The sequence below is a fragment of the Rubrobacter tropicus genome (genome assembly GCF_011492945.1).
Taxonomy (GTDB): domain Bacteria; phylum Actinomycetota; class Rubrobacteria; order Rubrobacterales; family Rubrobacteraceae; genus Rubrobacter_D; species Rubrobacter_D tropicus.
In genome coordinates, this window is record NZ_CP045119.1 from 3,773,545 (window position 1) to 3,790,962 (window position 17,418).

General features: G+C 64.8%; 19 protein-coding genes. 8 read left to right on the forward strand and 11 right to left on the reverse strand.

What is annotated here, in order from left to right; all coding sequences use genetic code 11:
* Nucleotides 1–54: 54 nt before the first annotated feature.
* Nucleotides 55–201 (reverse strand): recombinase family protein, encoded by a 147-nt coding sequence (locus GBA63_RS18770; RefSeq protein WP_166178566.1) that lies wholly within the window; start codon nt 199–201, stop codon nt 55–57.
* 684 nt (nt 202–885) lie between these two features.
* On the opposite strand from GBA63_RS18770, the gene GBA63_RS18775 reads away from it, so the two are divergent.
* From GBA63_RS18775 to GBA63_RS18800, 6 genes are all read left to right on the forward strand, one after another.
* Nucleotides 886–1,890 carry an ISL3 family transposase gene (locus GBA63_RS18775; protein WP_166178568.1) on the forward strand — a complete coding sequence of 335 codons (1,005 nt, stop codon included), beginning with the start codon at nt 886–888 and terminating at the stop codon, nt 1,888–1,890.
* Between the two features lie 135 nt (nt 1,891–2,025).
* Nucleotides 2,026–2,280, forward strand: coding sequence for a transposase (locus GBA63_RS18780; RefSeq protein WP_166178570.1), 255 nt, complete (start codon nt 2,026–2,028; stop codon nt 2,278–2,280).
* A gap of 106 nt (nt 2,281–2,386) precedes the next feature.
* Entirely contained in the window at nt 2,387–3,577 is a 1,191-nt protein-coding gene (locus GBA63_RS18785) for a helix-turn-helix domain-containing protein (RefSeq protein WP_166178572.1), read from the forward strand.
* Between the two features lie 119 nt (nt 3,578–3,696).
* Nucleotides 3,697–4,143, forward strand: coding sequence for a hypothetical protein (locus tag GBA63_RS18790; protein ID WP_166178574.1), 447 nt, complete (start codon nt 3,697–3,699; stop codon nt 4,141–4,143).
* A gap of 518 nt (nt 4,144–4,661) precedes the next feature.
* The gene (locus tag GBA63_RS18795) at nt 4,662–5,525 is read left to right on the forward strand and encodes a hypothetical protein (protein ID WP_166178576.1); all 864 of its coding nucleotides are present in this window, start codon (nt 4,662–4,664) and stop codon (nt 5,523–5,525) included.
* A 163-nt stretch (nt 5,526–5,688) separates the two neighbouring features.
* The gene (locus GBA63_RS18800) at nt 5,689–6,624 is read left to right on the forward strand and encodes a YveK family protein (protein ID WP_166178578.1); all 936 of its coding nucleotides are present in this window, start codon (nt 5,689–5,691) and stop codon (nt 6,622–6,624) included.
* Nucleotides 6,625–6,755: 131 nt separating this feature from the next.
* Here GBA63_RS18800 and GBA63_RS18805 read toward each other — a convergent pair whose 3' ends face one another.
* The 3 genes from GBA63_RS18805 to GBA63_RS18815 all read right to left on the reverse strand — a co-directional run bounded on the left by GBA63_RS18805 (nt 6,756) and on the right by GBA63_RS18815 (nt 9,663).
* Nucleotides 6,756–7,358 (reverse strand): site-2 protease family protein, encoded by a 603-nt coding sequence (locus GBA63_RS18805; protein WP_166178580.1) that lies wholly within the window; start codon nt 7,356–7,358, stop codon nt 6,756–6,758.
* A 436-nt stretch (nt 7,359–7,794) separates the two neighbouring features.
* Nucleotides 7,795–9,009 (reverse strand): site-specific integrase, encoded by a 1,215-nt coding sequence (locus GBA63_RS18810; protein ID WP_166178582.1) that lies wholly within the window; start codon nt 9,007–9,009, stop codon nt 7,795–7,797.
* Nucleotides 9,010–9,264: 255 nt separating this feature from the next.
* Nucleotides 9,265–9,663 carry a hypothetical protein gene (locus GBA63_RS18815; RefSeq protein WP_166178584.1) on the reverse strand — a complete coding sequence of 133 codons (399 nt, stop codon included), beginning with the start codon at nt 9,661–9,663 and terminating at the stop codon, nt 9,265–9,267.
* A gap of 291 nt (nt 9,664–9,954) precedes the next feature.
* Between GBA63_RS18815 and GBA63_RS18820 the strand changes: the two genes are divergently transcribed.
* Nucleotides 9,955–10,185: a helix-turn-helix transcriptional regulator gene (locus GBA63_RS18820; protein ID WP_207956915.1), complete on the forward strand. Its 231-nt coding sequence runs from the start codon at nt 9,955–9,957 to the stop codon at nt 10,183–10,185.
* Between the two features lie 88 nt (nt 10,186–10,273).
* Here GBA63_RS18820 and GBA63_RS18825 read toward each other — a convergent pair whose 3' ends face one another.
* The 6 genes from GBA63_RS18825 to GBA63_RS18850 form a co-directional block, all read right to left on the reverse strand.
* Nucleotides 10,274–10,513: a hypothetical protein gene (locus GBA63_RS18825; RefSeq protein WP_166178587.1), complete on the reverse strand. Its 240-nt coding sequence runs from the start codon at nt 10,511–10,513 to the stop codon at nt 10,274–10,276.
* A gap of 142 nt (nt 10,514–10,655) precedes the next feature.
* Nucleotides 10,656–12,188, reverse strand: coding sequence for a M81 family metallopeptidase (locus tag GBA63_RS18830; RefSeq protein ID WP_166178589.1), 1,533 nt, complete (start codon nt 12,186–12,188; stop codon nt 10,656–10,658).
* A 312-nt stretch (nt 12,189–12,500) separates the two neighbouring features.
* Nucleotides 12,501–12,761, reverse strand: coding sequence for an HAD-IA family hydrolase (locus GBA63_RS18835; RefSeq protein ID WP_166178590.1), 261 nt, complete (start codon nt 12,759–12,761; stop codon nt 12,501–12,503).
* Between the two features lie 107 nt (nt 12,762–12,868).
* Nucleotides 12,869–13,261, reverse strand: coding sequence for an alpha-amylase family glycosyl hydrolase (locus GBA63_RS18840; RefSeq protein WP_166178592.1), 393 nt, complete (start codon nt 13,259–13,261; stop codon nt 12,869–12,871).
* Nucleotides 13,254–14,570 (reverse strand): APC family permease, encoded by a 1,317-nt coding sequence (locus tag GBA63_RS18845; protein ID WP_166178594.1) that lies wholly within the window; start codon nt 14,568–14,570, stop codon nt 13,254–13,256. The genes GBA63_RS18840 and GBA63_RS18845 overlap by 8 nt, the downstream gene beginning before the upstream one ends.
* 153 nt (nt 14,571–14,723) lie before the next feature.
* Nucleotides 14,724–15,854, reverse strand: a complete 1,131-nt coding sequence (locus GBA63_RS18850; protein ID WP_166178596.1) for a YqcI/YcgG family protein — start codon at nt 15,852–15,854, stop codon at nt 14,724–14,726.
* A 156-nt stretch (nt 15,855–16,010) separates the two neighbouring features.
* On the opposite strand from GBA63_RS18850, the gene GBA63_RS18855 reads away from it, so the two are divergent.
* A complete protein-coding gene (locus GBA63_RS18855) occupies nt 16,011–16,955 on the forward strand; it encodes a GntR family transcriptional regulator (RefSeq protein ID WP_166178598.1) in 945 nt (314 codons plus the stop codon).
* On the opposite strand, the gene GBA63_RS18860 is transcribed toward GBA63_RS18855, so the two are convergent.
* Nucleotides 16,944–17,093: a hypothetical protein gene (locus GBA63_RS18860; RefSeq protein ID WP_166178600.1), complete on the reverse strand. Its 150-nt coding sequence runs from the start codon at nt 17,091–17,093 to the stop codon at nt 16,944–16,946. The two genes, GBA63_RS18855 and GBA63_RS18860, sit on opposite strands and share 12 nt — an antisense overlap.
* Nucleotides 17,094–17,418: the final 325 nt, after the last annotated feature.

Sequence of the window (17,418 nt, forward strand, 5' to 3'; positions counted from 1 at the left end):
CTCACCGGGGCTTCGCAAGTTGTTCACCGTTCCACGCCACTCTCGTGGCCGTCATTACCGGGGTACCCATACAAAGTGGATCTCCGGAGAAAACTTCAGCGTCGCCCTGAACTCGGGACGGTCCGCCTTACGCGACGAGACCTGCTCCTCGAAGAACCGCTTGCAGCACAACACCTCGAGGTCCCTGCGTTGGATCTCCATATTTCAGTCTTTCTTATCGACCTTGAAGTAACTGGTCCTCACAGGCCTATTGTCCTAGAAACCTTACTGTGTGTACATATGGAGACTCTGGAGACGAGTTCCGGCATCGAGCGTAACGTAGACAGTACCGCCCTGGCCAACTCCCGTGTTGATCAACTCTGCCAGTGCCAGGTCGGGCCGAAGCTTTTCGACATACGTTCATAGAATTCGACCCTAACCCCATGCGTATCGATAGGGGTCCACTGGAGTCTAGCGAAAACATCGAAAACTGAAAGTCCCGTAGAATGGGGCCCAAGCGGGGCTGCCGGATCTGAATTCGAACCAGGACTAAGTGATCCAGAGTCGGGCGTAACCACCGTCATCGGCCTAGATGCCGTCAGGTATATTTATGCTTGTTTGCAGGTAATTTGCGATGCGCCCGATCGGGGCGTGTAGCTTCCTATGGAGGCATTTGACCATAACTCGACCATAACCGGGTAAACAAACCTCGCCACGGCCGACGGGCTCTGTCGCTTTCCTGGTGAACAGGACTTACCGTTGGGCTCCGTCGAGCCAAGTAAGGAGAAGCGCCGCCATGAGGACCGTGATCGCGACCCACGAACTGCTCCCCGAAGGCCTGCGACTCGAAAACCTCCGCATCGAGACCGGACACGTGAGCATCTCGGTGTCCTCCGGGTCGAGGAGATGCGTCTGTCCGCTCTGCGAGCGCGACTCGTCCCGGGTACACACAGTCGCTATTCACGTACGGTCTCGGACCTGCCCTGGCACGGCATCTCCGTGACGCTGCGGGTCCGCGCGCGGCGCTTGTTCTGCGACGAGGCCCCGTGCGAGAGGAGGATCTTCTGCGAGAGGCTGCCGGACGTCGCCGCCCGTGCCCGAAAGACCGGCCGTTTGGAAGGGGCGCTGCTGGCGATCGTCTTGGAACTGGGAGGCAGGGCAGGAGCCAGGCTGGCCGCGGAGCTCGGCCTCGTGGTCGGCCGAGACGCCCTGCTCCGAAGGGCGAAGAGCGCGCCGCTACAGGACCCGGGTAAGGTGCGGGTGCTGGGCGTGGACGACTTCGCGTTCCGTCGCGGCGCCCGCTACGGGACGATCCTGGTGGACCTCGAACGCCGCAGGGCGGCGGATCTGCTCCCCGAGCGATCCCAAGAAAGCCTCGTTGCCCGGTTGGGGCGGCACCCCGAGGTGGAGACCGCCGCCCGCGACCGCTCGAACATCTACCGCGAGGCCCTGGCCAAGGGCGCCCCCGAGGCCATCCAGATCGCCGACCGCTGGCACCTTATGCACAACCTGGCCCAGACGCTGGAGGAGTTCCTGCTCCGGAAGGGACCCGCGCTGCGCGCGGCTGCCTCGCCCGAGGCGGCCCCAGAAGACAGGAGCGACAGGTCCTTCGCTTCGGGACCCATCATGCCCAACCGACCGAGGAACCACGACCGCAAGATAGAAGAAGCCGCCAGGAGGCGCCACGAGCGGCTGGTCCGCCAATGGGAGGACATCCGCCGCCTTTACCTGGCAGGCGCGGACCTCCGCCACATCTGCCGGGTGCTCGGCGTAAGCGCCAGGACCGTCTACCGCTGCAAGGACCTCACGGAGCCCCCGCCGCGCAGGTCGCACGGACGCAGGAAGAGCGTCATCGACCCCTACGTGCCGTACCTCCTCGAGCGGTGGGGCGAAGGGTGCAGGAACGGCTAGCGGCTGTTCCGGGAGATCCGCGAGCGGGGTTACCGAAACAGCCAGGAGACCTGCGCTAGGTTCATAGCCCAGATAAGGCGCGCCGAGGCGAAAGGCAAACCGCCGTCCTCGGTGCCGCGGGCGAGGAGGGGCTCCGTGGCCGGGTTCTCCCCGACCACCAAGAACGTCGCCGCGCTGTTCGTGCGAAGGCAAGAGAAGCTCAGCGAGGAGCAGGAGGGGTACCTGGAAAGGCTGTGCGCCTCCGACCAGGCGCTCGCCGACGCCCGCAGGCTGGCGCAGGACTTCGCGGTGATGGTCCGCGACCTCGAGGGCGAGAGGCTCGACGGGTGGCTCCAAGAGGCCGACAGAGCCGGCCGACGCTACACATATCCGTCACCGGACTGGCAGTAACAGGGCGAGCGCCGAAGAACAGCTCTCGGGTAGCCCCTGACCGCCGGATGTGGCATGGTTCTTCTCCCAGGACCGACACGCAGGTCCACCGCGGGAGGGGCGGAGTATGGGCGAACGGACACGCCGACGGCGCGTCGAGCCGACCGACGACTGGGAACAGCTGGAGCTACTCTGCCGTTGGCCGGAGCAGTTGGCCTACGAGGAGCTCAGGCCTCTGGTTCTGTTCGGCATGCCCGTCGCCGAACGAGCCGCGGAGACGGGTTCCTCGCAGAGGACCTTGTACCGTAGGGTTTCTCGGTTCCGGTCGGAAGGCATGGACTCGCTTTTCGCCGCGGGAGGCGCGAAGCGGCGCTCCCTGCCGCCCGCGATGCGCCGCCTTATCGTGGACCTCAAGGCCGAGCACCCGCCCATGCGCCCCCACGAGATCTCGACCGTCTGCTACGTTCGGTTCGGCAGGAGGCCGGACTACCGAACGGTCGAGCGGGTCCTCGCCGAGGAGCCGATCCCCCTGCGCATGGTCCGCCGTTTCCCGCTTTACCGCGAGATGGGTGAACCCCGCGAGAGGCGGACGGCGGTGGTGAGGCTGCACGCCGAAGGCTGGAACGTGAAGAGCATCGCCTCATACTTTGGGACCGCCCGCTCCACGGTTTACCGGGCGTTCCGGCGCTGGATAGAGGAGGGCGTGGAGGGCCTCGACGACAGGCCCAACACCGGTGGGGGCGCGAGGAAAACCGACCTGAGGGCCTATGCTGCCGTGAAGAGCCTGCAGGAGAACCCCCACCTCGGCGAGTTCCGTGTCCACGCCGCGCTGGCGCAGGTGGGCATCTACCTCAGCCCCCGCACCTGCGGCAGGATCTTCTTGGCGGTAAACCGAAAACTCTACGGCCTGGAGAAGCCTAAGGGACCGGCCAAGGAGAAGAGGGAGATGCCCTTCCTGGCCGGGAGGCGCCACCAGTGGTGGACGGCGGACGTGCGCTACATACAGGACCACAAACTGGGCGGGGGCACGGTCTACGTGATCTCCGTCCTGGACAATTACAGCAGGGCGATCCTGGCAAGCTCCGTCTCGCGTGCCCAGGACCAGGCCGCCTTCCTGTGCGTTCTCCACCGGGCCGTGGAGGAGCACGGCTCCCCGGAGGCGCTCGTCACGGACGGCGGCGGGATCTTCCGCGCCAAGAGGGCCCTCGCAGTTTACGAAGCTCTGGGCGTCCGCAAGGAGGAGATCGAGAGGCGCCAGCCTTGGCAATCGTTCCATGAGAAGGCACTATCTTGTCAAGTGGCCGACGTGGCGGCCTGAGCGCTGGGGCGTGTCGTTGTTCGCCGTCGCCGCGTTTCCATCCGCAGTCCCTTCGGCCTCGTTTCTGTGGGCCGGCTGCACTATGGGGTCCGTCCGAGGGCCGGCGCTCGCCTAAGGAGGTGCTCTCGTGGGTCCCGGGGGCGGGCCACCGGAGGGAGCAGCTGGACCGGGCCTTCTTCTCCGAGCGTTTCGTCAGGGTGTTGAATCCCTCTGGCTACGTCGTGTGGCGGCGCTGGAAGGTCTACGGAGAGGAGAGCCTCGCGGGCGAAGAAGCCGCCCTGTGGCTCAGGGAGAAAACGCTCACAGTAGAGCACGCTGGCGAGCCCCTTTCCCGCTACGACGTGGAGTTTGCGGCCGGCACCGGCAAGCCGCGGGCGTTCTCGCGTCCCGTGCTCTTCGAGAGCACGACCGCGCTAGCGCAGCTGCAGCTGAGGCTCTTTGGTCTCGACTCCCTCGGACAGGACGGATGGCTCAAGGCCCTGAGGCTGGAAGACTACGCTCCGAGAAGACAGCTACCCGGGTCGCTGCAGCAGGCCCTGTTCCCTTACCGCGAGGCCTGGGGCTAACGTCGGATCGATCACATCGCCCGGACTTCGGCTTGTTGCCCTTCTTGGAAGTGTGGCTTCTATTCATTTCCTCACCCCTAGTCGCAAGAGCTTCCGCATCCGACTGCCAAACGCCCACAGCAAACCTTAACGCTTGCCTTTGCCAACTCCCGCAGCACCGAGCTCTCCGTTTGCTAGATGTGTACGGATAAAACATACGATGCTGCGCATTTGACCGGCGTCTTGTGACATTGCTAACATGCTATTCGCGTGGGGACTAGCCCAAACGGGCTCTTTGGTTTGGTCGCCGACTGCGGTCAACGGGAAGGACGTAGCATTAGCAACGTGGAGAACAGACCGCAGCACAGTTCCGGTCTCCCCAAGTACCTTATCAAGACGGGCAGGGACACGCATCGTAACGAGGTCCGAGGGGGTGATTGCTTGCCTAAGGGGGAGGATAGTTGCTCCTTCCGCCGATCGCTTCTTTGAAGGTGGATCAAGGAGGAGCACGTGGCATACAACGGCAAGGAGGTACAGTAGTGAACCCTCATGGAAATCGGCTGTGGAGCCTCGGCACGGTGTTCGCCGCGGCCCTTGTGTTGGCCGCCTTGATGCTCGCGGCTCTTGCGGTCCTATCTCCGAGGCCCGCAGCCGCACACTCCGGAGACCGTGATCACGTGCACTCCCCGTCCTACCGCGACCGCTTTGATGTCATGAAGGCGGCCAACGAGACGGGGACCGGTCTCGTCTCGGTGACGACGGCGATCGAGGACTCCGACAGGCCGACCGTCCACGACGCGACGATAGAGTTCGGTACCGCCGAGTCGTACCCCGCGGCTTCGTCCTACCGGTGCCGGATCGACGGCGGATCTTGGAAGGTTTGCACTTCGCCGGTCACCTACCGCGGGCTCGCCCTCGAGGTCGAGCACACCTTCGAGGTGAAAGGTACCAGCCGAGGGATCACGGGATCGCCCGTGGCGAGCACCTGGACCACCGTGAACGAGACTGCTCCCGAGCAGGGCCTGGGGTTAGTGATACCCGAGGTGTTCTACGGCCTGCAATTAGACGAAGTGTTCGGTCACGTCTTTGGCAACGAATACGCCGGACTCTCGGGGCACGACCATCAAGGCTCGCCCGCGTATTCGCGCTTCTCCGTGGGCGGATCCAGAGATGTGAGTTTCTTGTACGCCGGAAGCGAGCCGGACAGCGTAATAGAGGTATGCAACCGCACGCCCGACAACGCGTCCGCGAAAGGGACCGCCTGGAATAATCAGACAGCCAATTGGCACGTCGCCATCGCAAGAAACGACGGGAACTGCAACGCCACCTACACTAACGCCAATCACGAATCGCACTGGACCACCAACGCGCTGGTTGGATCGGGCGGCGAGTCTTTCCACTGATAAGAGTCCCTGGTCGGCGTATTGGGATCATCGCAGGAAACGAGAGCGAAAAGCAAGTTCTGAGCTAACCGGAAAGCCTTGTTAGCTGCCAGCCCCGCCCCGGCGGGGCTGGCATTTGTTCGAGGGTGTTTCTGGCCGTGGTCAACCGCGTATACTTTTCTAGTTGCCTGTTGACGCAGCGCCAGAAGAGAAGGGCATCGTGCTGGCGATGATGGACCGTAGAACGGCGAAGGTGGCGGCGGGGGCGGTGGTGCTCGTCGCGGTGGCCCTGATCGTGGCGAGTCTCCTGCAGACGCCCACGTACGAGGCGTCCGCCGAGGTGCTGGTAGGCTTGCAGCACGGGAATCGGCAGGGCAACCCGCCGGCGCGCGGCGAAGCGGTGGTCCTGACGGAGGGGCCCGACGAGTGGGTAGTGCCGCTCATAGGCGTCATCGACTCGCGCCCCGTGGCCGAAGAGACCGTCCGAAGCTTGGGGTCGGCCGCGTCCCCGGGCGAAGTCCTGGACAACGTGACCGTCGAGCAGGTCTGGGGCACGAGTTCCATACGCATTACCTACAGGGGCACCGACCCGGAAGCGGCCGAGCGGATCGCCAACGCGTTCGCCGCGGTGTCCTCCGAGCGCATCTCCGAAATGAGCGTGGGCGGTAGCAATTTTACGGCCGCCGTGCGCGAGAAGGCGACGGTGCCCGACGCCCCGGCTCCCCCCGAGGCATTGAGGAAGGTTCTCCTTGCGCTGGTGATAGCGCTAGCGCTCTCGGCCGTGCTCGCCCGGGCCCTGCCCGGCCCCTTGGCCGCGAGCGTCGCGGTCGAGCTTGGCGGGCGTATCCGTCGAGTGCGCCGAAGGGTCGGCGAAGCAAGGGTACCCGCCGCGGCGCCTATCAGCTCAAGCGTTGCCGAGGGTATCAAGGAGAGGGAGCTGCTGGAGGCGCTCGGGCGCCGCGGGAAGCTGACAGCGGCGGGGGCGGCGCTGGAGACGTCGCTCAGGGGGGAGGAGGCCGACTGGATGCTACGGCAGTTGGCGGCCGAGGGCCGCCTCGAGGTGAGCGTCGAGGACGGTAGGCAGATGTACGCCCTTTGGGAGTGCGACCGACCCCAATAGGAACCTCGCCAAGATGCCTGAACGCACCTTCCTTGGCCCCTCGGGAGCGAAGGGGCAACCTACTAAGTTCGAAAGAGCCCAAATCGTGAGCGTCCTAGTCTGGGCGGGATTCCCGGAGCTTTCGAATCGCCTTAGAAGGGCACAGGTAGTCCGAAGAAGGTGAGAAGGGAGCGTACCAGGGCGAGCAGGATGCCGAAGATGGGGAGGGGTGTCAGGAAGGCTATCAGTATTAGACCCAGCAGGATCATCGGTCCGTACTGATTCATGAACATCACGAAGCCGTCCAGGGCGCGGGGCAAAAACGGGAAGAGGACCTTGGCCCCGTCTAACGGGGGGATTGGGATGAGGTTGAAGAAGAAGAGCAGCGCGTTGGTGAACGCTACCATCGCCACGACAATCGGCAGGTAGCCGCTCTGAAAGACCGGAACGAGGAAAAGGGCGGCGCAGACGGCCACGATCAGCAGGTTCGAGACGGGACCGGCGAGCGCGACGGCCACCGGCCCGAGCACCCCGCCCCTCAGCTTGGAGGGCACCACCGGAGTCGGCCTGCCCCACCCAAAGCCGGCCATCAGCAGCATCAGGCTGCCGAGCACGTCGAGGTGCGAGAGGGGGTTGAGCGTCACCCTGCCGTCGCGATAAGCGGTGTCGTCGCCGAGCAGGTAGGCGGAGGTTGCGTGGGCGGCCTCGTGTATCGTTATGCCCATGACGAGGCCCAACAAGAAGGCTACCCCCACCGCCGGGTCAGCTTCGAAGAGGCGCAAGAACATAGCACTATGATACACATCAGGCGTGCGCATGTTGTGACCGGAGGAAGAGCGCGCCGACGAACCTCGGACGTGGTCGACAACGTCGGGTGCGTGAGAACTACCTGGAGATACATATCTCCGAAGTTGGGCGAATAAAGATGCGGTCCGCCGAATTAGTATGCGGATTTTGGGGGCTCCTGAAGAGGCAGTTGGGATATGTTTGGGGTCTGATTTCGGAGTGGTGTTACAAGACCGCATAAAGATTCAGACCCTCGAAGCGTAGCCTGTCCGGATTCTGGGCCACTGACGTTTCTCAAACCTCACGAATCGAGTCGGGTTGTGGGTGTGCTACTGCCAGTCCGGCAACGGGTATGTGTAGCGTCGGCCCGTGGCTAGGTTTGGGTAGGAAACCCTTAGTTAGGCTTCAGTCGACATCTTCGTCCGTCCACTCGCCAAACAGCTCGTCGAGGTTAGCGACGTAGGGGGCCTGCATGGTGGGCAGGTAGTGAGTATACGTGTCCAGCGTGATCTTGACGTCCTTGTGGCCGAACATGCCCTGGACCGCCTTAGGATGGGCACGTAGCTCGGAGAACATCACGGTCGCCAGGGTGTGCCTGAGGTCGTGGAACCTTATCCTCGGCAAACCGGCGCGCCGGAGGAAAGGCCGGAAGTGCTTGGCGGAGAGGTTTGAGGGATCTATATGGGTGCCGTTGCGGGTGGTAAAGACCAGATCCCCGAGGTCGTAGCGGCGGGACTTCTTCATCCGCGGGACGCCCCAACGGTCGCCGGCGGCCAGCCTCTCCCCCTCCTGCTGCTTCCGCTGACGTTTGAGGGCACCGACGCCCATCCGGGTCAGCTCCACGGGGCGGCCCTCGTCGGTCTTGAGGTGCTCGATCTCGACGCCGGTCGAAGAACGGACCAGGTTCCGCTGCACGCGCAGGATCGGGCCGTCCGAGGCATCCAGATGCACGTCGCGCCACCAGAGGCCGAGGATCTCGCCCTCGCGGAGGCCCGTCGTCGCCGCTAGCACGTACAGCGGCCCCATCCTGTCCAGTCGCGCGGCCCGGAAGAACCGCAGCACGTCCTGCAGGGTCCACACGTCGAGCTGCCGCTTGACCTTGCGCGGCGGCTTGACCGCGCGGACCGGGTTGGCAGGTATCGTGCCCCTCCCTACCGCGTATCCAAGGGCCTTACCAAGGGTCTGCATGGCGTAGCGCACGGTGCGGTTCGAGAGGCCGGAGGAGAGCATCTCCGACTTGAGGTCGAGCACGTGATCCTGGTCGAGTTCTTTGAGCCTGACGTGGCCCAGAATGGGCGCGAGGTGACGACTCGCCATGCGGGCGTAGCCGTCCCAGGTCGTCTGCTTCACCGTGTCGGCCACGACTTTCTCCAGCCACCACGGCAGGTAGTCGGCGAGTTGGGGGTTGTGCGAGTCCAGAAGGACGCTGTCGTCGCGATCCCCGAGGGCGCGGATGAGGTTGCGCTCGCACTCGGTCGGCGTCTTGCCGTAGACGGTCCTCAGCTTGGGCACCCTCCCCTTCGGCCCCCTGACGTAGACCGTGTAGTTGGAGTAGAAGCGTCCGTCTTTGCGCTGCTTCGGCTTGCTACCCAGGCCGTTGGCCCGTTTCTTGTCGGTCATCTTCACCCCTTCCAGGCTTCCTCATACGAACCGTGCGCGTCGCACAGGAGGTCGGCACACCAAATTATACCGACAATATCGGTATAGCCCATCATGTTATTGTCCGGTCTCTTGTCCGGCCGCCGCGGTCAGAGGCGAGAGACGACGATTGCTGGCGGCCTGTGCCCGCGACGTATCCTGTTGCCTCGCGTACTCTTCTGGGTTGCGTTGGCCCTTGCTGGCCTTCAGCCTGCTCCGACTTCGGCAGCCACGATCTTATTCCGCCGGGTGGCGCAGGAAGCCTTCGTGGACGGGCACGCCGAGGTCAAACTCCCGCAGCCCGCGTTCGATCTCCGTCCGAATCTCTTCACAGGCCTCTTGCTGCCGGTCTTCGGTCTTGGCGACGGTCTCGGGTAGTTCCACGGCGTTGGAGGTGGTCCTGGTGTAGGAGACCCGGTCCCTCCCGTAGGCGAAAGCGGCGATTATGTAACGCCTGACGAGCGGAAACACGAAGTTCGAGGGTTGCCGGTCCATCATCTGTGCAACGAACACGCCCTTTCCCGTGACGCCGCGTCCGTTATGCCGGTCATTCTCGTCTTCCCTCTCCTTCAGCAACCGCAGAAACTCCTCGACGTTCGCGACCTCTATTTCGAAACCAGGCTCAGCGTTGGTCATGGCCTCTCCCCTCTCCCGACGATCGATAGGGCAGTCAGTGGGAGAACGAGCCCTCATCGCTCAGTGCGTGCGGACGCAGGAACTCCTCATTCGTAGGTGAAACGGTCAAACGGTACCGGCCCACTCCAAGCACTCCTTCCGAGGCTTTCCGGGGACCCTCGCCCGAGAGGGGTCCCCGGAGAGGCGACGCAAAGAGGACATGTAAATCGTTGTTTTGCGGGTCTTATTATATTTAGTCTATAAACTCTTTGCCCGCGGCTCCCTACGCTCGGTCCCATGGCCGAGGAGGAGTTGGCGAAGAGGTTCGGCGAGCTGGTGCGGCGCCTGCGCCAGGCGAAGGGCTACTCGCAGGAAGACTTCTCCTTCAGGGTGGGGCTGCACCAGACCTACGTCAGCTCGGTCGAGCGGGGGGAGAGGAACGTCACCATCGGGACCGCAAACCGGATAGCGCGGGCGCTCGGGACCACGCTGGCGGATCTGTTCGTGGAGCTCGAGCGGAGGCCCTCTGGTCCCGACGACTGACTACGGCGCGGCGTCTCGGCGCGCAAGGCCGTCTCCTATCCAGGATGACGACGGCTGAGCCTCGTCGGGTGGGATCGTCGCCGCGCGGCTACCAGGTCGAGCGCGCTTCGATGCCGTGCCTCGATAGAGCGTGCGTTGCCCTGGCCCCCGCGGGTGGGAAATCTCCGGCGCCCAGGTCGAAGGCCAACTCTTCCACCACGGCCGCCAGGAGCTCGGCCGACCTGCACTTCCCGTCCCGGCGTGCCTCGCCGAGCGAGGCGGTCGCCCGGAGGAAAGCCTCCTCGTCGCCGCACACTCCTGCCTTCTCGACCGCCGTATGCGTGGCCATTGCTTACCCCCGTCTCCTGATAACGCCTCCCATACTAGGCCAGGGACGGGTACCGCGGGTTAAAGGACTGTTAGGAATCGGTTACGAAGAGAATAAGGCTGACGTCCTAGGAGCCCGTACCGCGGCACCTTTCCTCACCTGTTTACAGTTCGTCCAATGGGTAGACGGGCCGGCTCACGTTCTCGAAGGGCAGGCGCGTCAGGCTCTCGGCGCACGGCCCCGGGAGGTCCAGGACGTAGCTGGCCCTCGCTATGGGACCGTAGGCCCGCTCGTGCTCGGTGGCGGCCTTGACCGCGATCACGAACAGATCTTCGGGATCGATGCCCTGGCTGCGCCACTGCGCGAGGTCACACGAGGGTGTTCTCCGGCTTGTCAGCAGCACGCTCACGCCCCCGTGCCTGACGACGGCGCACGGACCCATGTAGGTCTCTCCGCCAGATGAGCCGGTAAGATGGCCCTCCCGGTTCTCCGCCTCGAACCGTCCGTCACTCCTGTAGACCAACTCCACCTCCAGGGGCAGAGGCCCCGAGCCGATCTCCCCGCTCTTGCCACCGATCTCGACGGCGCGGCGCTCGCCCAGCACCGCATCTCCCAGGACTGCCACGGTCTCGGGGTCGTTGATCACCACCCCGGCGTCGGGGACGCCGTGGTCCACCAGCGCGCGCAGAACGTGCGTGGCGTCTCCCGCCGCGCCCGCGCCCACGTTGTCCGAAGGCTCGACGAGCAAGACCGGACCTTCAAGATGATCCCCCAGGCGCGTCATCGCCTCCTCCAGAGTCATCAGGGAAGGGGTTCCGGCTTCGCGTAGGGAGGATGCCATCACGTTGAGTTCCCGCAAAGCGCCGCGCGAGAGCTCCAGGTCGCCCGTAGTCACGGCAGAGAAACCCACCCCCGCCTCGGGCACGTCGGCGTACGGGAAGCCGGCGAGGACGTTGACGGCCAGGACGTCGGGAAGCTCGGCTTCGATCTCCCTTGCGCGCCTTTCGAGGGGGAGCATGGGTTCCTCGTCCGTCGTCGTCCCGGAGGGCGGCCACATGATCGGCGGGTGGTCCCGGACGGTCGTCGGCCGACTCTCAGTCTGCATCAGCCCTTCGAGTATGTCGGCAGCGAGGGTCGCCGCATCCCTCAAATCCGTCGGAGGATTCTGCCGATGGGCGATAAACCCGTCCGACTGGCGCCCCATGGCCTCCGTGAAGTTGGCGTGCGGGTCTATCACCCCGCAGATCGGCACCTGGGAGAGGTGCTCGACGCCGCGGATGCGACGCAGCATCTCGCCCTCGACGTCCTGCAAAGACTCACTCACCATCGCCCCGTGCAAGACGAGGAAGACGCCATCGATACCATCCTCCGCCTCCCTGTCGGCGACCGCCCGGAACTCGGCCCAGAAGAGGTCCACTACGGCGTCGGCGACCGTCGGTCCTGAGATGGCACGCACGTCCACAACGGGCAGCGCCTCCCAGCCTTTGTCCTCCGCGACCTCCATCACTCCCGAAACCGGCGAGGCGCCGGCCCGCATGCGCAGCATCTCTCCGCCGCGATGGATCTCGAAGTCCTCCAGGTTCGTACGCCCCTCGACGAACGCGTTCGTCTGATGAACGAACCCTGCCACGAGCACCCGTCTGTTTGCGTACAGGTCCTCTTGGGCTTGCTCCAGCAGTCCCTCCGGATCGATCATAGCCCCCTCCTCCCCGTCTCCTCAGATTGCCGTCAGCACCTCTACTCCTCGTTCGTGGTAAGTTCCGGTCTCGTCGACGCCGTAGCCCGTTTTCGTTTCGCAGGCGTGCGGACAAGGCTTCCTCCTTCGTCTCTCGCGAACGGTCGCCGTCAACCTTCGAGCCGCCCGACCGCGGCGACCGGTTGCGGGTGGCACGTAATGCCGAGTCTCGCGACCCGACGGGTCCTGCGCGGTCTCCGAGGATTGCAGCGACCCCTCATCTCTGGTGCTCGTTGCGCAAGTAACGGGTCTGTGCGATGGGAACGGGCGTCTTCACATCATGCCACCACGCGCGTCTCCACCAGCCGCCTGCAGGGCCGCTAACACTGAGTTCAGGTTCCTCAACGAGCCGACCGAGGCGTCCGCCTCCGCTAGCATTCTGGCGGGGTGCGTGGTGGTGAGGGCCACCACCGACATGCGGGCCGCCCGGGCTGCCTGGACACCGATGGGTGCGTCTTCCACCACCACGCAGTCCTGTGGCCTCACCCCGAGGAGGGCAAGAGCGTTGCCGAGCCCAATCGAAGAGTTCGGCACGCCGGAGGCCTAGCCACGCTTGCCTTCTTCCACGCCGCCGGTAGCAGTCGACCACATCGGAACCTTCGCCGTCGCGAACCCGGACTCGTACACCACCGTGCCCACGATCACGACGAGGTGTGGTTCGGCACGAAGTCGAGCAGTACCCTGATGCTCCGCTCGTGCGCCGTTTCGAGGATCTCGTCAAATTCTTCTAGCGTGCCGAACATCGGGTGGACGTCCTCGTAGTCAGAGATATCGTAGCCGAAGTCTGCCATCGGGGACGGACAGATCGGGCCAATCCACGCGGCGTCCACCTCCAGCCACTCCAGGTAACCGAGCTTTTCGGCGATGTCCCCGAGATCGTCAACCCCGTCGCCGTTGGAGTCTTTGAAGCTGCGCGGGTAGATTTGGTAGATCACCCCCGACCGCCACCACGGCGGCTCCTGGAGCTCCTGCGGCCCCGCGGCGAAGCCCTTCCGGACTTCTGTGGTATCTGTCGTCGGACCCGGCTCAAACATCCTTGCGAGCACCTCCTTTCTCGGGTGCCGTTTCTTTTTGCCCGGTCGCAGCCTGGTGGGCCCTTCTTCGGAGGCTTTGCGCGGTAGCGCCCATGACGACCAAGACAGCCGGATAGAGCAGTCCCCAACCGAACGACCCCGCCACGAGCAAGCAAGGCAGGAGGGCGCAGAGCCCGAATGCTCGCGCCGGCCACGACCGGACCAAGCGCAGGTAGGCTCCGACGCTGAACAGGTAAAGCAGGAAGAAGTTTTGTCCGGCCAGGGAAAGCATCGCCTGTTGGGAGAAGGCGCCCGCGGCGTGGGCCGCCACGACGACCAAGAAGGCCGCGGTGGTGACCACCACCGCGTTACGTGGCAGCCGCGAACCGGTGGTCACTCGCGCGAGGCCGCCGGGGAGAAGGCCCTCTCTGGCCGAGGAGAAGGCCAAACGGGAGGCCGCCCAGGTGGCACCGTTGACGTTGGCCACCACGATCGCCACCCCTACCCCCGCCATCGTCCCGCCGCTCCAAATGCCGACCGACTCCTCGAGCACCGCCGCTATGGGAGCCGACGAGATCCGCGGGTCGTCCGGCGATAGCAAGAGTTGTACCGCCAGGGCTAGCGCCACGTACAAGCCGATCACCACGACGAAGCTGACCGCCACCGCTATCGGGTAGTCGCGCCTGGGGTTCTTGTACTCCTCCGTCGTGAAGGACAGCATCTCCCAGCCGGTGAACGCGAAGAACACCAGTCCGAGTGCCGGAACGGCACCCGCCCACGCCGAGAGCGGCGCGATACCGGACCCCGCCGCGGATCCCGCGCCGGAAAAACCGGCCGTCAGACCGGCGACGGCCACGCCACACAGCACGGCGACGAGCAGGTAGGAAACGATCTGCTGCACGCTGCCGGAGAGGCGCGCTCCGGCAGCGTTGGTCGTTCCGGCGAGTAGCACCAGCACCGCCGCGGCGGCCGACGCCATCGCGTCCCCCCCGCCGGTCAGGTAAGAAAGGTAGTCCCCGCCGACGATCGCTATGGCGGGGATACCGAGAGAAAAAGTGCCCAAGAGGAGGGTCTCAGTGGCGGCCCCGGCCCTCGGTCCAAAACCCTCCCGGACGAAACCCGCGATCCCGCCGGCCTGCGGGTGGCGTGAGCCCAGATACCCGAAGATGACGAGCAAAGGCACGACGATCAGGCCGTCGATCACCCAGGCGTACACGGCGGCCGGACCCGCTTCCCGGTACGCGAGCCCGGGCAGGGCGAGCAACCCCGCGCCGATTACCACGCCGAGGGCGAGGGCCACAGCCGAGGTCACCGTGAGGGTGCCCTCCAAGCGCTCCCCGCGCTCCTCCCGGGAACCCACGCTTGGGTCGGAGTCGAGTATCGGCTCGTTCGGTCCCCCGCCCGAATTCGGCGCCTTCGCTATGATGCCCTCCTCTCCGGGACCCCTTAAGGTTGGCCCGTGCTGCTCGCCCCCGACGACGCCCTACGCCACCGTTTCCAGCGCGATCACGTACACGCACCCTTCCTCGCCCGCCACGGAGGAATGCTTCGTGCCCTCGGGCAAAAGGAGGCGGTCTCCCGACGTGCAGGCCGCCTCCTCGTCGTCGTAGCGGAACGTGATCGAGCCGTCGACGATCAAGAGCGTTTCGTCGGTCGGGTGCGTGTGAGTCTCGTGCTCGCGCCCCGGGGTGTCGCGCTGAACCTCCACCGAACCCGTCTCTGGCAGCAGCTCCATCACCGCCATCTCAAGCTCGACGCCCCCGCCGCGGACTATCTCGGGCCTTCTGCCCGCCTCTTGCGTCATCGCGTCCTCCCTTCGGTCGCCTTTTTCCCGGGCCCGTGTCCGTTCTCCCGCCAGGCCGCCGCGCGTCACCGCACGGTCCGTCGCGGCGTGGAAGGGACAGCGCCCGGTCACGGGCGTGTTGTCGTCGGGCAGGAAGTACTGTTTCCACTCGTGCGATGACGGGTCCCCGTAGCTTCCCATGTCCGGGTGCGCCTCCATGCCCTCCCACGCCTCCATCCTGGCTCGGATGATCTCGCGCGCCCGCGTCCCGGCAGGCGTCCCGCCCTCTATTCCGTCGAAGACCCTCCTGGGCTGGAACAAGAGGACCAGCGAATCGCCCATATTCCTCGAATCCCGGAGACGATACGCCGGCGCCGAGGCGAACACGAACATCGGCTCCCCGGCGAAACAGAACTCCCACTTGGGATCTACAGGGTCGTACGGACGATCCTCCGGCCATGGACTCTCGTCCAGCCCGTGCAGGAAACGTAGGACGTACCAGAACCGCTCCTCGTAAAAAGATAGCGGCCTCCGCGCCCGTTCGGGCTCGAAGAACAGCGCCAGGGCGTGCCTGACCTGCGGGTTGGCCTTCGAGAGGGCGAGGAACTCCCGCAGCAGCGCGGGTACGTGTCCGACGTCGTCTCCTTCGACGTACCCGTAGCGCAGCTCCCCCCGCTTCTCCGCGGAGGTCCCGAAGTAGCACGGGTACTCGGGATCGAGGAGACGATCTCGGAAACGGCCGTACTCGCGCACGAGCCAGCGCGGCACCATCCCATCAGCCCCGGACACGTCCTGCCCTGTAAGCAGCAACCTTTGCTCGACTTTGACCAACGCGTCACCCCCCGCGACAAAGTAGGTCAGGGTTCTTACCTTGTTAATCGCACGTAAACCGGGCTATGCTTACCGCCAGTCCGGTATCCGGCGTTGGTGACATAGTCACATAGGTAGGTAGGTGTGTCAAGCGACCCGTACCAAAATCTGCTCAACGTGGACGCCTCCGTGGGCGTTCCGATCCACGTGCAGCTCGAAGAACAACTCAAGCACCTCATCCTAAGCGGTTACTTTGAGGAGGGGGGCGAGTTCCCCTCGAACCGCGAATTGGCGGGTTACCTGAGGGTCAACCGGAACACCGTCGCGCGCGTCATGTCCCGGCTCGAGCGTCAAGGGTACGCTGAGAGCAGGCGTGGTCTGGGCCGGCGCGTGAAGCGCCCGCCTGTGAACGTTAGGGAGGCCGAGAGAGAAAGGCTTGTGGAAGAGGTTCTCTGGTCGGCGGCGGCTCGCGGATTTTCCGCCGAGGAGGTCGGACGAGCGCTGCTGGCGCGCGCGGGGGGTCCCGCGCTTGAGAAGATCCCAATCGTCTTCGTGGAGTGCAATCCTTGGCAGGTTCAGAAGTTCAGCGCGGAGCTCGAGGAACGGTTGCCGGTCCAGGCCAAGGGCCTCCTGATCTCGGAACTCCGCGATGCCATCGGGCGCGGGGAGGAAGTATCCTCGTCTTGGGTGGTGACGACCTTCTTTCACGTGCGCGAGGTCGAGAGCCTAACAGAAGGTACTGGGGTGGAAACCGTCGGTCTGTTGTCGGTCGCGACCCTCGACAATCTGCAGCGCCTTCAGGACCTTGACCCCGGGACGACCGTGGCGGTCCTCGGCGACGTGCGAGAGGGCGTCTACAACTTGGTGCGCTCGATCAAGGGAGCCGGTCTGGACCATCTTGACTTGGTGGCGCTGTGGGAGAACGGTGACGAGATGCGGGAGGTCTTTGGTCGGGCGCAGGCCGTGGTGTGCTCCAGCCGCGTAGCCCGCGACTTGGCGCAGCTTGGTGCTCCCGCTGACCTGCCGGTTATCGTCGAAGACAGGACGCTAGATCAAGGCGGCATCGACATGCTCGGACGCCTGCTCAAGCAGTCAAAGCCTGAAGGCCGATCAAGTCTTTAATGAGGATCTAACTATGAATCGGACGCAGGCCTCCTCGCTGTTCTGGTAGCCCCGCTGTCGGATCTCCCGGAACAGCCGCTTGCCGTTGCGGCACCCTTCGTTCCAGCGCTTGAGGAGGTACGTGACGTACGGGTCCAAGGCGCTCGCCTTCCTCTTGTACGCCCGGCGCGGGGGAGATTCTGAGAGGTCCTTGCAGCGGTAGACGGTCCTGGCGCTTTGCCGAGCCTTCGGCAGACGTCGCGGAGGTCGGCCCCGGCCAGGTAGAGGCACAGGATGTCCCTCCACTGATCCACTAGCCGCTCGTGGCGTTTCCTCGCGGCCTCCTCGACTTTGTAGTCGTGCTTCCTCGGCCGGTTCGGCAAGATGGGCCCGGAACCGAGGGCGTCGTCGCCCTCCTGTCTGTGGGATAAGGGCAAGCCCGATGGTCACGAGGTTGCCGTTAGGTCCCGTGATACAGAGCCGG

Coding starts and splice junctions, on each gene's coding strand:
- GBA63_RS18775 (WP_166178568.1), top strand. CDS start 886: ATGCGTCTGTCCGCTCTGCGAGCGCGACTCGTCCCGGGTACACACAGT.
- GBA63_RS18815 (WP_166178584.1), bottom strand. CDS start 9,663: ATGACCAACGCTGAGCCTGGTTTCGAAATAGAGGTCGCGAACGTCGAG.
- GBA63_RS18825 (WP_166178587.1), bottom strand. CDS start 10,513: ATGGCCACGCATACGGCGGTCGAGAAGGCAGGAGTGTGCGGCGACGAG.
- GBA63_RS18770 (WP_166178566.1), bottom strand. CDS start 201: ATGGAGATCCAACGCAGGGACCTCGAGGTGTTGTGCTGCAAGCGGTTC.
- GBA63_RS18840 (WP_166178592.1), bottom strand. CDS start 13,261: ATGTTTGAGCCGGGTCCGACGACAGATACCACAGAAGTCCGGAAGGGC.
- GBA63_RS18830 (WP_166178589.1), bottom strand. CDS start 12,188: ATGATCGATCCGGAGGGACTGCTGGAGCAAGCCCAAGAGGACCTGTAC.
- GBA63_RS18785 (WP_166178572.1), top strand. CDS start 2,387: ATGGGCGAACGGACACGCCGACGGCGCGTCGAGCCGACCGACGACTGG.
- GBA63_RS18810 (WP_166178582.1), bottom strand. CDS start 9,009: ATGACCGACAAGAAACGGGCCAACGGCCTGGGTAGCAAGCCGAAGCAG.